Origin of the sequence: Winogradskyella immobilis (assembly GCF_021887715.1) — a bacterium.
Lineage (GTDB): Bacteria > Bacteroidota > Bacteroidia > Flavobacteriales > Flavobacteriaceae > Winogradskyella > Winogradskyella immobilis.
This window is the reverse complement of the sequence record NZ_JAIQXX010000002.1, coordinates 222,087-237,162: the sequence shown is the minus strand read 5'-3', so window position 1 is coordinate 237,162 and position 15,076 is coordinate 222,087. Positions and strand designations below refer to the sequence as shown.

General features: G+C 31.6%; 15 protein-coding genes. 1 reads left to right on the top strand and 14 read right to left on the bottom strand.

All coding sequences use genetic code 11. The annotated features are described in order from the left end of the window. Positions 1-4 precede the first annotated feature (4 nt). From K8Z87_RS02645 to K8Z87_RS02590, 12 genes are read right to left on the bottom strand one after another with little or no spacing between them, the layout of a single operon-like run. Positions 5-1,258 (bottom strand): sulfate adenylyltransferase subunit 1, encoded by a 1,254-nt coding sequence (locus K8Z87_RS02645; RefSeq protein WP_227475923.1) that lies wholly within the window; start codon positions 1,256-1,258, stop codon positions 5-7. Positions 1,259-1,279: 21 nt separating this feature from the next. After that, a complete protein-coding gene (cysD, locus tag K8Z87_RS02640) occupies positions 1,280-2,185 on the bottom strand; it encodes a sulfate adenylyltransferase subunit CysD (RefSeq protein ID WP_227475922.1) in 906 nt (301 codons plus the stop codon). Between the two features lies 1 nt (position 2,186). After that, complete coding sequence (cysC, locus tag K8Z87_RS02635) at positions 2,187-2,780, bottom strand: adenylyl-sulfate kinase (RefSeq protein ID WP_227475921.1); 594 nt, start codon at positions 2,778-2,780, stop codon at positions 2,187-2,189. Positions 2,781-2,833: 53 nt separating this feature from the next. After that, a complete protein-coding gene (gene cysQ, locus K8Z87_RS02630) occupies positions 2,834-3,625 on the bottom strand; it encodes a 3'(2'),5'-bisphosphate nucleotidase CysQ (RefSeq protein ID WP_227475920.1) in 792 nt (263 codons plus the stop codon). After that, positions 3,618-4,475: a dTDP-4-dehydrorhamnose reductase gene (rfbD, locus tag K8Z87_RS02625; RefSeq protein ID WP_227475919.1), complete on the bottom strand. Its 858-nt coding sequence runs from the start codon at positions 4,473-4,475 to the stop codon at positions 3,618-3,620. Before rfbD ends, cysQ begins: the two co-directional genes overlap by 8 nt. Positions 4,476-4,487: 12 nt before the next feature. Next, a complete protein-coding gene (gene rfbC, locus K8Z87_RS02620; RefSeq protein ID WP_227475918.1) occupies positions 4,488-5,033 on the bottom strand; it encodes a dTDP-4-dehydrorhamnose 3,5-epimerase in 546 nt (181 codons plus the stop codon). Further along, positions 5,030-5,896 (bottom strand): glucose-1-phosphate thymidylyltransferase RfbA, encoded by an 867-nt coding sequence (gene rfbA / locus K8Z87_RS02615; protein ID WP_227475917.1) that lies wholly within the window; start codon positions 5,894-5,896, stop codon positions 5,030-5,032. Before rfbA ends, rfbC begins: the two co-directional genes overlap by 4 nt. A 47-nt stretch (positions 5,897-5,943) precedes the next feature. Continuing rightward, positions 5,944-6,951: a dTDP-glucose 4,6-dehydratase gene (gene rfbB, locus K8Z87_RS02610; protein WP_227475916.1), complete on the bottom strand. Its 1,008-nt coding sequence runs from the start codon at positions 6,949-6,951 to the stop codon at positions 5,944-5,946. A 10-nt stretch (positions 6,952-6,961) separates the two neighbouring features. Next, a complete protein-coding gene (locus K8Z87_RS02605) occupies positions 6,962-8,029 on the bottom strand; it encodes a hypothetical protein (RefSeq protein WP_227475915.1) in 1,068 nt (355 codons plus the stop codon). Positions 8,030-8,033: 4 nt separating this feature from the next. Then, positions 8,034-9,725 carry a DUF6909 family protein gene (locus K8Z87_RS02600; RefSeq protein ID WP_227475914.1) on the bottom strand — a complete coding sequence of 564 codons (1,692 nt, stop codon included), beginning with the start codon at positions 9,723-9,725 and terminating at the stop codon, positions 8,034-8,036. 27 nt (positions 9,726-9,752) lie between these two features. Further along, a complete protein-coding gene (locus K8Z87_RS02595) occupies positions 9,753-11,255 on the bottom strand; it encodes a GH3 auxin-responsive promoter family protein (protein ID WP_227475913.1) in 1,503 nt (500 codons plus the stop codon). Beyond that, on the bottom strand, positions 11,255-12,124 hold the full coding sequence (locus K8Z87_RS02590; protein ID WP_227475912.1) for a M23 family metallopeptidase: 870 nt from the start codon (positions 12,122-12,124) through the stop codon (positions 11,255-11,257). The genes K8Z87_RS02595 and K8Z87_RS02590 overlap by 1 nt, the downstream gene beginning before the upstream one ends. A 114-nt stretch (positions 12,125-12,238) precedes the next feature. Here K8Z87_RS02590 and K8Z87_RS02585 point away from each other — a divergent pair, with 114 nt between their 5' ends. Continuing rightward, complete coding sequence (locus tag K8Z87_RS02585; protein ID WP_227475911.1) at positions 12,239-12,427, top strand: twin-arginine translocase TatA/TatE family subunit; 189 nt, start codon at positions 12,239-12,241, stop codon at positions 12,425-12,427. 53 nt (positions 12,428-12,480) lie between these two features. On the opposite strand, the gene K8Z87_RS02580 is transcribed toward K8Z87_RS02585, so the two are convergent. Then, positions 12,481-13,452: a DUF4837 family protein gene (locus K8Z87_RS02580; RefSeq protein WP_227475910.1), complete on the bottom strand. Its 972-nt coding sequence runs from the start codon at positions 13,450-13,452 to the stop codon at positions 12,481-12,483. Positions 13,453-13,476: 24 nt separating this feature from the next. Continuing rightward, positions 13,477-15,048 (bottom strand): lytic transglycosylase domain-containing protein, encoded by a 1,572-nt coding sequence (locus K8Z87_RS02575; protein WP_227475909.1) that lies wholly within the window; start codon positions 15,046-15,048, stop codon positions 13,477-13,479. Positions 15,049-15,076: the final 28 nt, after the last annotated feature.

The following is a 15,076-nucleotide window of genomic DNA, read 5'->3' as shown; positions in this document are numbered from 1 at the left end:
TCGATTAAACAACCATCCCTGAAGCAACTGTTTCATTGGTCATTTCATCGATAAGAATAAAAGAACCTGTTGTTCTGTTTTCACGATAACTATCGACCATTAAGGGTTTTGTTGTTCTAATTTTAACTTTACAAATATCGTTTATTTTTAAAGTTTTATCATCACTTATTCTATTTAAAAATTCAATGTCAATTTTGTAAACAATTTCTGTAATCATTGCCTTTTGATCATTAGAGGTATGTTTTATAATATACTTCGCTCTAGGTTTAGCATTCTCATCATTTAGCCAGCACAACATGGCTTCTATATTTTGTGTAACCTGAGGTTGATTATTAGAACGGGCAATCATATCGCCTCTACTGATGTCAATATCATCTTCTAAAGTCATGGAAACAGACATGGGTGCATAAGCTTCTCTTATCATTCTGTTATAAGTGTCTATTGTTTTTATTTTTGAAGTAAACCCAGAAGGCATTATAGTTACTTTATCTCCTACTCTAAAAACACCACTTTCTATTCGACCTGCATAACCTCTATAATCTCTATGGTTTTCATCTTGAGGTCTAATAACAGTTTGTATAGGAAATCTCGCATCAATTTTATTTATATCACTGCTAATATGAATGGTTTCTAAAGTATGTAAAAGTGGTGCTCCTTGATACCAAGGCATCTCTTTAGATCTATTGACTACATTATCACCACACAAAGCACTGATTGGAATATACCTCACGTCTTTAACAATCATTTTAGAAGAAATTTCTTCAAACTCTGTTGTTATTCTATTAAAAATATCTTCTGAAAAATCTACTAAATCCATCTTATTGATACATACAATAACATGAGATATTTGCAATAAAGACGCAATAAAAGTATGTCGCTTTGTTTGTTCAATAACGCCATTTCTAGCATCAATTAAAATAATAGCTGCGTTTGCCGTAGAAGCTCCTGTTATCATATTTCTTGTATATTGAATATGACCCGGTGTATCTGCTATTATAAATTTACGTTTTGGGGTTGTAAAGTATCTATAAGCAACGTCTATAGTTATGCCTTGTTCTCGCTCATCTCTTAATCCATCAGTAAACAATGCTAAATCTACTCCATCGTATCCTTTTTTACGACTCGTGTTCTCTATAGCCTCTAATTGATCTTCAAAAATAGACTTTGAGTCATAAAGTAATCGTCCTATTAAAGTGCTCTTACCATCGTCTACACTACCTGCTGTTGTGAAACGCAATAACTGATTATTATCTATCATCTTTTATTATATAAAACTATATTAAAAATACCCTTGACGTTTTCTATCCTCCATTGCCGATTCTGAGCGTTTGTCATCACTCCTATTCCCTCTTTCTGTTTGTCTCATCGTAGATACTTCATCTACTATTTTTTCTAAAGTATCAGCATCGGACTCTATTCCTCCTGTAATGGTAATATCCCCTAAGGTTCTAAATCGGATTTTTTTTGTTACTACTTCTTCATTCTCATCAAGTGTTAGAAATTCTGAATTAGGAATCCAACTATTCTGTCTCCAAATAACTTCGCGCTCATGCGCAAAATAAAGTGAAGGAATAGAAATGTTTTCTCGTTTTATATAATTCCAAACATCCATTTCTGTCCAATTACTTATCGGGAAAACTCTAAAGTGTTCTCCTTCAAAACATTTTCCATTAAAAATATTCCAAAGTTCAGGGCGTTGGTTTTTAGGATCCCACTGACCAAAATCATCTCTATGGGAAAAGAAGCGTTCTTTAGCTCTAGACTTTTCTTCATCTCTTCGCCCTCCGCCAATAGCACAATCAATATTGTTTAATTCTATAGCATCTAGCAATGTGTTTATTTGAAGTGTATTGCGCGTTGCCCGCTTTCCTTTTTCTTCAGCCACTCGACCATCATCAATTGCTTCTTGAACAGATCCTACAATTAAATCTGCTCCAAAACCTTTGATAATCTCATTTCTAAATTTTATAGTCTCAGGAAAGTTATGTCCCGTATCTATATGAAGGAATGAAAAAGGAATTTTTGAAGGATAAAATGCTTTTTTAGCTAAATGTGCAACCAAAATAGAATCTTTACCGCCAGAAAATAATATTACAGGGTTCTGAAATTGAGCCCAAACTTCTCGTAGTACAAAAATAGCTTCACTCTCCAGCTCATCCATATAGCTTAGATAATACCTGCTCATATTATATTTTTAGTTTAGGTTGAATATATTTTAATATCATTTCTGTTGCCTGCTGTTGTGTTTGTTTTTCTGTTTTTATTTCAATATTAGGGTGTTCTGGTGCTTCATAAGGTGATGATATTCCTGTCATATCTTCAATCTCACCTTTACGAGCCATTTTATATAACCCTTTCACATCTCTACGTTCACATTCTTCAAGACTAGTATTTATGTAAACTTCTACAAAATTGTCTTCTTTAACTATATTTTTAATGGCTATTCTATCTTCTTTATATGGTGAAATAAAAGCTGCTAAAACAACCAAGCCTGCATCCATCATTAAATGTGCAACCTCAGCAACTCTTCTTATGTTTTCAGTTCTATGCTCTGGCGAAAAAGTAAGGTCTTTATTAATGCCCTTTCTAATATTGTCACCGTCTAAAACATATGTGTGTATTCTTTTTTTATAAAGTTCTTGTTCTAAAAGATTTGCTATAGTTGATTTACCAGAACCTGATAGGCCAGTGAACCATATTAATAACGGTTTATGTCCATTTATTTTTACTCGATCTTTATTAAGAATCTTAAAATTATGTTCCAAAACATTTTTTTTCATTAATTCTTTTTAATTACTCTAGCTAAAATAACTAATCTCTATCTGACTTCTCCTTAAGAAACTATAAAATATGGATTTAGAAGATTCTCTTTATTGTATAAAAGTGGTTCGTTAGTTTCTTGAGATATTACATTGAAGTCAACGGCATTACATATAGCCTGACCTGCTGCTGTGTCCCATTCCATAGTAGGTGCAAAACGCGGGTAAATATCCGCCAACCCTTCTGCTATCAAACAGAATTTTAGAGAACTCCCTTTAGATACGATCTCGACATTATTGTCTTCAGTTTTTAGTGCGTTTATAAAATCACTGGTTTTTTGATTCATATGCGAACGACTACCCACAATGCGTATTAAATTTGAATTAGTTTCAGCTGCTTTTATGACAATTTTTTTATTGAAAATGTTTTCCAAAGATTCTTGATGCGTATTTAACTCTACTTTAAAACTTGAATTTTGTTTTACCTCTCCAAAATACAATACTTTGGTAGCTGGGACGTATATAACACCTAATTCTGGAATACCATTTTTAACTAAGGCAATATTAACTGTAAATTCTCCATTACGTTTTATGAACTCTTTTGTGCCATCAAGAGGGTCTACAATCCAACATTTATTCCAGTTTTTTCTTATAGAAAAATCAATTTGTCTGTTTTCTTCACTAATAACAGGGATATTTGTTTTTAATAAATACCTGTTTATAATATCATTAGCTTTTTTATCTGCTTCAGTTAGTGGTGAATCATCCTCTTTATATTCTACTGAAATTGTAGAATCATAAATTTTCATTATAGCTTCTCCTGCTTCTAGTGCAGCTTCTATAGCTATTTGTAAATTACTATTCATTTAAATTTGATATTGCTTTTTTGAGGCTTATTTCCCAATTAGGTATATCTATATCAAAAACCTGTCTTATTTTATTAGTATTTAACACACTGTAATCAGGTCTCTTGGCTAAAGTTTTATAATCTTTGGAAGAAATAGAATTTGTTTTAATACTAATATTCAAGATTTTAAAAATAGTTTTAGCAAACTGATACCAACTTATTTCTCCTGAATTACTATAGTTGTAAATGCCATAATTCAAAATGTTTAAATCGATAAACTTTAAAATTACCTCAGCTAAGTCTTTAGCGTAAGTAGGGCTTCCTATTTGATCATTAACAACATCTATTTTATCTTTTTGATTCGATAATTTTAACATTGTCTTTAAAAAATTAGTTCCATATTCAGAATACAACCAGGACGTTCTTATTATGAAATATTTTTGCGAGTTTTCTATGACCTTTAACTCGCCTTTGCGCTTAGTTTTTCCATATACATTTATAGGGTCTGTTTTATCTGTTTCTAGGTATGGTTTTTTAGAATTACCGTTAAACACAAAATCCGTTGAAATATGTATCAGCGTAGCATTAGCTTCATTACAAATATTTACTAAATTTTTGATTCCTTCAAAATTAACCTTTGTTGCTTTTTCCTTTTCAATTTCGGCTTTGTCAACTGCTGTATATGCCGCACAATTAATACAATAATCAATAGTATTTGTGTTGAAAAATAATTCTAACTGATCATTGTTGGTAATGTCTAAAGCTTTTGATGATTTAAAAATAAAGTTAAGCTTTGGATATTGATTTTTTATATCTTGAATACATTGTGAAAGCTGACTATCTTTACCTGTAACTAAAATGGTTTTCATAGCTATAAGCAATTAAAATTGAGCATTCTTAAGATGTGGTAAAATCGTGTCTTTTTCAGAAAGTATAAGCTTGTCTTTTTTTAGTTTCCAATCTATATTTAAATCGGGGTCATTATATATTATGCCTGCTTCAGAAGCTTTATTATAATAATTATCACATTTATAACTAAAAATAGTATTATCCTCCAAAACCAAAAACCCATGGGCAAATCCTTTTGGTATAAATAATTGTGTTTTATTTTCTTCGGAAAGTTCTATTGAAAAATGTTGTCCAAAAGTTTTAGAACCTTCTCTTATGTCTACAGCTACGTCTAAAATACTTCCTTTTACGACTCTTACTAATTTAGCTTGGGCATATTCGCCTTTTTGATAGTGTAATCCACGTAAAACCCCTTTAGAAGATAACGATTCGTTATCTTGAACAAAATGAATATTGAGTCCTAATTTAGAATTAAATCGTTTTTGATTAAATGTTTCGTAAAAATAACCTCTGGTGTCATTAAAAATTTCTGGTTGAATTACAAAACAACCCAATAAGCCTGTCTCTTTAATACTCATTTCTTAGCTAATAAACTTAACAAGTGCTTCCCATAACCGCTTTTAATTAATGGTGTCGCTAATTCTTTTAGTTGAGAATCATTAATATAGCCCATACAATAGGCCGCTTCTTCAATAGCACCTATTTTTAAGCCTTGGCGTTCTTCAATAACCTGAACAAATTGAGACGCCTGCATTAAAGATTGAAATGTCCCTGTATCTAACCAAGCTGTTCCTTTATCTAAAACACTAACTTTTAGTTTTCCTTGTTTAAGATAGGCTATATTGACATCTGTAATTTCAAGCTCGTTTCTATCACTAGGTTTTATACTTTTTGCTACTTCTACGATAGAGTTGTCATAAAAATAAATGCCTGGAATTGCATAACTTGATTTGGGTTTTAATGGTTTTTCTTCTATCGAAATGACATTTCCTTTTTTATCAAATTCAGCAACGCCATAGCGCTCTGGATCATGAACATGATACGCATAAATTATGCCTCCATTAGGGTTATTATTTTCTTGTAATAAATTAGATAATCCTGTGCCGTGAAACACGTTGTCGCCTAATATTAAAGCAACTTTATCGTTCCCTATAAATTCTTCGCCAATAATAAATGCTTCTGCTAAACCGTTTGGTTTTTCTTGTACGGCATATTTAAAATTACAACCTAATTTTTTGCCATTACCTAAAAGCTTTTTGAATAAAGGTAGGTCTTGAGGTGTAGATATAATTAATATCTCTCTGATACCAGCCCACATTAATGTTGATAAGGGGTAATATATCATTGGCTTATCGTAAATAGGCATTAGTTGCTTACTTACAGCTAATGTAAGAGGATGCAATCTTGTGCCAGAACCGCCTGCTAATATGATACCTTTCATTAAAAATTTATTTTCTCATTTCTATATAAATGAAAATTTCTTTTAAATTAAACATTATATTTTTTTAAATACCATTTAATGGTTTTTAAAATTCCTGTTTCAAAATTTTCATTCGCTTTCCAACCTAATTCCTTTTCAATTTTTGAAGCATCTATGGCATATCTAAAATCATGACCAGGCCTATCTTTTACAAATGTAATCTGTTTTGAATAAGATTGAGTTTTAGGTTTCATTTCATCAAGAACATTACATATTTTGTTGGCAATGTATAGATTATCTCTCTCATTATTGCCCCCAATATTATATGTTTCTCCAGCCTTTCCATTATGAAATGCTAAGTCTATTCCTATGCAATGATCTTCTACATATAGCCAATCTCTAATATTTTTTCCATCTCCATAAATTGGAATTGACTCATTGTTTAACGCTTTTCTAATAATTGTTGGGATCAACTTTTCATCATGTTGCTTTGGGCCATAATTATTACTACAATTCGTGGTGACAACATTCATTCCGTAGGTATGAAAATAACTTCGCACAATAAAATCTGAAGCTGCCTTTGAAGCACTATAAGGGCTATTTGGCGCATAAGGTGTCTTTTCTGTAAATAAGCCTTTTGCGCCTAATGTTCCGTAAACTTCATCTGTTGATATATGGTGAAACCTATTATTATTTAGATCTTTTTTATATTGAAAAGGGGCTTCCATCCAATATCTTTTTGCGCTATTTAATAAATTAAACGTGCCATGAATATTAGTGTTTATAAATTCATCTGGATTTTCAATAGAATTATCTACATGAGATTCAGCTGCAAAATGAATAACACTAGAAAAATTGTATTCTTGGAATAAGTTGTTTACTATATTTTTATCACAGATATCTCCTTTAATATAAATGTATCTAGGACTGCTTGAAACGTTCTTTAAATTTGAAGTATGCCCAGCATAAGTATTCTTGTCTAAATTGATAACAGAATAATTAACATATTTATCTAAGAAATATTCAATAAAATTAGATCCAATAAAACCTAATCCACCTGTTATTAATACATTCACACGGATTTTTTTATTTTATGCCTTCATATTCTTTCACAAACTTATTAAGGCCAATAAGTGAAAATAGAAGTAAAGTAACACCTATAAATATTGCAGGCATTAAAAACCTTAAATCTTGATGCCATTCTTGTATATCATACCCTGTTACTGGGAAATCGGAGATTACAGAAATAATGTTTTTTTGCGTCACTTTATCTTTCTCAATACTTCTTCTTTTAGCCGCTAATTCAAGTTTTTCCTTTACTAAAGGTGCTTCATTAACTAATAACTCATTCTTTTGGGCATCTCCTAAAGATATATTTGTTCCTGCTCCCGGAATTGGTTTTTTATCAGCCTCCTTATTACGTATCTCAAGATAACTTTTAATTAAATTATCCATTTCTTTCTCCTGTTTAATCAAGGTGGTATCTTGTCTATCAAAGTTATCTTGATTGACTCTTAATACCTCATTTAAATATTCATTTTTAGAAATTGCATTCACAAAAGTAGTATCCAGCATAGGATAAATATTTTTATCAATAGACGCAACTCCTATTTTATGTCTATTAAAATTATAGTTACTTAACGAGCTAACATAAACATCATATTTAGCCTCTTCTCTACCTATAGAATCTAATCCTTTTTTATAATTCGAAAACATCTGAAACCTAACATTTTCATCTATAGCTGGCTCAATGTAAAATCCTTTAAGTTTAGAAGCATATGTTGTGTCTATATTTAAAATTTCAGCAATTCTGACAACATCTTCTTCTGTCGCTAGCTCATTTAAATTCTTTATGTTTTCATAGACTTGATATCCAGAGTTAAAGTTAGTTTGAATGAACATATTTGCTCCATATAGCTTATCTGAACTCCTATCTAAAAAATAACCAATAACTAAACCTACAAATCCGGCCAAAGCATACCATTTTAAACGCTTAAAAAAGTGGGCTAATATTAATATTAAAACATGAAATAAACCTTTGAAGATTTTTGCAATAAAATCAAAAAACTTTTGAAACATATTGCCAATCATCTTAAACAACTGCCCTAAATCTACTTCTTCATTTTGCGGTGTTGGTTTTAACTCTTCACTCATATTTTTAATTGTTGAATATTTGTTGTAAAATTTTATTTGTAATTACATATGTTGGTTTAACACCTGATGTACCTAAACCTCCTGATGCTAATGTGCTGCCTGTTTCTAATGGGTTGTCACTAGCATAATAGGCGTATCTTACTTTTACGTCTTCATTAATACTTCCTCTTACTTTAGATGCGGCTTGTATTGCCTTTTGATAATGCGCCCCTTCCATTTCTAAACCAATGACATTCCAAGTCGATTTTTTAAAGAATTTTAAAATTTCTTTGTTCTGTAAAGATGTACCTAAAACCGTAATCATAGAACCCTCATAAACATCAACGCCACAATCTTTTAAATCTTCTTTAGTCAATTCATTTTTAAACGGATAATTATCAGCTGTCCCTTCAAAGATATGTGCTGAAGGAACCATTACATCTCCTTTTCCTCCTTGCAAAATACCTGCTTTACCCATTATTGAAATTGACTTCACATCTAAATGCACTTGCTCTTTATTTACATTTACAGGCTTTAGTAGCTCATCTAGAGTTTCGTAAGCTTGCTCACCAAACGCATAATCCATAACAAATATAACGGCTTTATTATTTATATCATCTTCTAAATGTTTAAAGTTTGTTTTAGAAAAATCAATTTTTGCCGTATCAAAAATCTGAACATTAATATTTGCCCCAGAAGTATCCTTTATGTAAATCATACCATTTTGTATGGCTGACTTTTCAACCTTACTTCTCATTGACTGATTTTCGGGTTTGCTTAAATCTTCAAAAACTTCGTAAATAGATTTTTTTTCTTTTGAAGTTTTTAAAGCTGTAGTAGCAAATAAAGAATTCATTACACTATGCATATTTGCACTTATAATATGTATAGGCCTCCTTAATAAGTTGTGCTTGTATAATACTGATTTAATTTCATCTGCCCATATCTCACCATGAATATGGTGCCCTAAACGCTCTCTCAAAACAGGACTAAATGTTACTGTGCGTTTGTTATTATTTATAGTTTCTTCTATAGCTAATTTGCCTAACCAATACACTATATTTAATAAGCGTTCTGGTTGCGATTCAGTAGCAAAGTCATTGTATATTTCAGATAATTCATTAAATGTTCTACCTAAAATATTAGCCATATGTGTTATTACTATCTCCCGATCTTTTTGTGATAATTTTTTCTTTGTTTTAATCGCATTTTCAAGCTTAACCCAATCTCTAATCGTTTTACCTTTATCATCGATTACAACACGCTTACTTATTTTATGAGATTCCACAAAAAGAAATGTGAGATGTGTTAATATGTCATAGATTTCTGAGCGTCCACGTGTAATTTCAATATTCATTTGCTCATCATCAATGCGGTAGCAATTTCGTCGTCGTTTTGGGGGAATTATAGCTTTAAAATGAGAATCCCCATAGCCTTCATCACTAGTGAGGTTAATAAAAGAACATTCTTCAATACCAATAGGTAAACGATCTATAACATACAATAAACCTTCAAGTTCTGCTTTCTCATCCGCAATAGAACCATAAATTTCTGGTCTAAGTAAAAGCAATGCTTCTCTAAGTGTTTCTCCCGAAACTCCCATCGGTTTATAAAATCCACGATTAAACAAGTGACGCATAGTGATATACATACGCTCAATAGCACCAGAACTTTCCTGGGCTCTTGTTCTTTCGTGTTTTTTCTTTTGGTTACTCATATAATTCTTTAACCTCCAAATATAATGTTATTTAACGAATTGTTGTTTGATTATAGCATCCGCAATTTTACGGTCATTCGCTAATCTAGGGATTTTATTTTGCCCTCCTAATTTTCCTATAGACTTCATATATTTCTTAAAACCATCTTTTTCAACTTTTGTGATTTTAAGTGATTGAAGCACTTTCCCAACAATTAAATCTTTATAATAACTATTCTGATTTTGAAGCGATTGATCTATGTTTTCTATAAATTCTGAAATGCTCTTGGGTTCATTTTCAAATTCTATAAACCATTCATGATATGGTAAACCTTCTTCAGGGTTGATTTTAGGAGCAACAGTAAATTCATTAATAGAAACATCTATATGTTCACAAGCTTCTTTTAATGCTTGTTCTACTTCTTTACCGATAACATGTTCACCAAATGCAGAAATAAAATGTTTTATTCGACCCGAAACAATGACACGGTATGGTTTAGTACTTGTAAATTCTACTGTATCTCCAATATTATAGCCCCAAAGCCCGGCATTTGTAGAAATAATCATCACGTAATTGACACCTAATTTTACATCTTTAATCGTTATTCGTTTTGGATTATCTTCGAAAAAATGTTCTGCTTCTACAAACTCATAAAAAATACCCGAATTTAATTGTAAAAGCATACCTCTTTCATTTTGCTTGTCTTGAAATGCAAAAAACCCTTCGCTTGCAGGATATAACTCTATACTATCAACCTTTCTCCCTATTAAGTTCTCAAACTTTGCGCGATAAGGTTCGTAATTGACCCCTCCAAAAATAAAAAGATTAAAATTCTTGAAAATATCTCCGACTTTTTTATCGGTCTTCTCTATTAGCTTTTCAAAATACATTTGCACCCAAGACGGAATACCAGAAATGATGGTCATATTTTCTGGTAAGGTTTCTTCAACAATAGCATCCACTTTTGTCTCCCAATCTTCAATACAATTGGTTTCTAGACTTGGTAATCTATTTTTTTGAAGGTATTTAGGCACATAATGTGCTACAATCCCAGATAATCTCCCTAATTGAATACCATTTTGTTCATTTAAAACAGGACTTCCTTGAAGAAAGATCATCTTACCATCTACAAACTTAGCATTGCCTGTTTCGTTAATATACATTAAAATAGCATTACGTGCGGCTTCAACATGACTAGGCATACTTTCTTTGGTAATAGGAATGTATTTTGCTCCTGACGTTGTCCCAGATGTTTTAGCAAAATAAATAGGTTTTCCTTTCCAAAGAATATCTGTCTCGCCATCAACAACACGTTCTATATAGGGCTTTAAGGCTTCATAATCTCTTATCGGTACACGTTTAACAAAGTCTTGATGAGTGTTAATACTTATAAAATCGTGATCTTTTCCAAAAACGGTATTAGAAGCCTCTGTAATTAGATTTTGAAACACTTTTTCTTGAGCTTCAACAGGTTTTGAAGCCCATTTTTGTATCGATTTTACGACACGTTTCGCAAAAGGTTTTGCTAAAATTGCTTTAAATGACTTCATTATTGAAAATCAATAAAATTTGTTGGATTAACGGGATATCCCTTACTCCAAAGTTCGAAATGTAAATGTGGCCCTGTAGTTAATTCACCTGTATTTCCTGACATGGCAATAACTTCACCTGCTTTAACCAAATCTCCTTGTTCTTTAGTTATTGTTCCGTTGTGTTTATATATAGAAATCAACTCGTTACTATGTTTTAAAATAATTACGTAACCTGTTTCTACGGTCCATTCTGCAAAAATAACAGTACCATTAGCAGTAGCTTTTACTGGAGTATTTTCGGGTACAACAATATCTACTGCATAATGTTTGTCTTCTATATTATAGCCTTCAGATATTGTTCCGCTTAAAGGAGAAAATAGCACAAAATCCGTTTCTGAAACCGCTGTTTCAAACAAGTTGTACTTATCTTCTTTATCCACTTTCTCTCGTAATAAGGAATCTTCTCTGCTTGGAAAAACCTCTGTTAGGTCAATATCATTTTTAGCTGCTTCAATAATTGAATCTCTATTAAAATTTACTTCAGTAACATCACCTTTAAGTACTTTTCGTATTGAAGCATAATAGCTCTCATTAATTAAAATCTGTTGCTGTAACGAGTCTGTTTTATAGGTAAGTACTGTCGCTTTCTTTTTTAATGCTGTAGAAGAATAACCTGGAATATATTCTCTTAATGGAGTAAAGGCAATTAATAAAATGGTAAAAAATATTAATAAAATTGAAGATACAGACGTTAACACAAAAACGTTAAGCCGAGTTAACTTAATGGCATATCGCTCTTCAAATGTATCTTCATTTAAAATAACTAAACGATACTTATGTAAAAGTTTTTGAGGTATTAATTTTCTTCTTTTCTTCTTAGCACTCATCTTTAACAAAATTAAAAAAATACGGCAATCTAAAGTTCTTTAAACACTAAATTTACTACAATATCACTGTTATTAAACTTTAATTACTAACTTTGCAGTCTAAATTGAATTGTTATGATTACTAGTACTATACTTTTAGGTATGCCAGGTGGAACAGAATGGATTATAATCGGTGTTGTTATTCTTCTTCTTTTTGGTGGTAGAAAAATCCCTGAACTCATGAAAGGGTTAGGTGGTGGAATACGAGAATTTAAGAAAGCCAAAGAAGATGAACCTGTAAAAGATTTAAAAGATAAAGAGTAATTGTATTACTCGTGAACATAAAAAAAGCCAACTCAATTGAGTTGGCTTTTTTATTAATTAATTTTTATGGATTTTATAATCGCTTCAAGCTCAAAAATGTTTTCACGTTTGTCTTGCGAAGGCGCATAAACATATCCTTCTGCCACTAAATAGCGGTTATTAATTTTATCTTCAATAGCGTAATTAACAAAAGGACCTCCCATATAGGCTCCTTTAATTTCCCACATTCCTTTTGTTTCATATGCAGGTTTATTGTCTAAAATTATATCAAATAACGCTGGTGCATAATCTGTACGGGTTGTCATTATTATATCATCTTCTCCAGGTATACGCTCTTTAATAATAGTATCTCGCATATTAATGATATCAACAATAGTACTATCTCCTTTTTTAATAGCATCTAAAGGATAATAATAAAACATTAAATCCATGGTTTTATAACCTCCTAAGTTTTTGCGAAGCCAATAAAAGTTATCCTCTGCTTTTGCTATTTTATATATAGAAGGAATGTCTACAGTAATACCCAAGGCAGTTTCCATAGCTTCATCTTTAAGCAATGATTTATTAATTCTACGTAATTTTTCTCTACGCTCTTCTTTATTGAATGCATCAATAATCTTCGCTGAATTTTTGTTTAACTGATCTATAATTTCTTGATCTGTTTTTCCTTTAATTACAACTACGGTTTGTGGTCTGGCATAAACATCTCTTGTAATTGAAACTCCAGAATCATCAATCTTTTCTATTTTTAAAATACTTCGACTACTTGTGGCAAACCCATCAAAAACTTGAGTAGGGATTTGGCGCAATGAAAAAATGGGTTCATCAGTTGGCAAACCAGGTAATGGTGCCGTTAAAACTTCTCTAATAGCTTCGCCAACACGACCTTCCCAAAGTAAATTATCGGCTACAATTGATACGTTATTTATATTACCTGTTGAATTCGCTAAATAACGCACATTGTCGCTTTTACCTCCACAACTCAATAGTACTATTAAGCACGCTATAGAAAATATATTCTTCATCTTTTACACTGTTTTTTTATCGATTTATTTAGACACAACAAGAGTCGTTCCAATTTTGAGTTTATTGCTACTAATATTATTCCAGTCTTTTATATTCTGAACCGAAACTCCCGAAAACTTTTGTGCAATACTCCAAAGTGAATCTCCATTTTTAACCTTATACGTTTGTTTTCCGGATGTGTTTACTACTGTTTTTGGTTTTGACACAACTTTACTAGAACCTCCTCCCGGGTTTCTAGGATAAATAGTTAAACGTTGCCCTATCTTAAGGTTATTGTTTCGTAAGCCATTCCAGCTTTTAATACTACTTACTCTAACCCCATAACGTCTTGCAATTTTTCCTAGATAATCTCCACTCTTAACACGGTATCTAATTTTAGTCTCGTTTTCAATAAACTGTGGTAATGGTTTTTCACGTTTATTAAGCTCTTCTTTAGCAAACGCATAGATTTTCTCTTCATTAGCCACAAAACTTCCAATAGCATACCTAGGCAAACGCAACGTATAATTTTCGTCTTTTATATATGGAATAATATCAAGTTTATAAGAAGGGTTTAAGTACTGCAACTCTTCTATTTTTATATCTGTTACCTCAGCAACTTGATCTAAGGTGATCATTTGTTTTATATGTATTGTATCTGTTTCTACATATTGAAATGCAGGTCGCTCTGGTTTAAATCCGTGTTCTTCAGCATATTCAAAAATATACATCGTTGCTAAAAATGCAGGCACATAACCTGCGGTTTCACGAGGAAGATTGTGTCTTATATTCCAATAGTTTTTAGAACCTCCTGAACGTCTAATGGCTTTAGACACATTTCCTGGGCCAGAATTATAAGCCGCCAAAGCTAAATCCCAATCTCCAAAAATTTCATAAAGCTTAGCCAAATATTTTGCAGCAGCTTCAGTCGATTTAATAGGATCTCTTCGTTCATCCACATAACTACTTACATCTAAACCATATATTTTGCCGGTAGAAAACATAAATTGCCATAACCCGGTTGCTCCAACCCGAGATCTCGCTTTAGGCTTTAATGCCGACTCCACAATAGCCAGGTACTTAATCTCTAAAGGAATATCATACTTGTCTAACCCACTTTCAAACATAGGAAAGTAATAATGACTTAAGCCCATTAATCGCGAAAAGGAATTGCGTCTATTTTTTAAATAGCTTTTAATAACATTTTCTAGCGATGAATTATATTCTACATTAAATGGTGTTTTAGCATTGAGTCTTTCTAATCTTACTTTTAACGTGTCTGTAGTTAATTCTGGATAATCGACAGGATTGCTATAATCTAATTCTGTAACTGTTTTATATATGGTGTCAAATAATGCATTGCTATATAGTTCTTCTAACCATTTTTCGTCAATTTTAGCTGCTTCCTCATAATCTTGTAACGACTTTACTGTTGTGCTATCAATTATAGCAGGAATGGATTTATCAACAACCAATTTGCCATCAATAATGGTGTCAGATGCTGTCTCTTTTTCTAACTTCTCAATATTCTTTTTTACAAGAATACTATCGTTTTGGGTTTGTGAAAACCCTAAAAAGACGCATAAAAAAATACTATATCTCAGTACTATTTTCATCAAGAATATTTATATATCTATACAACGA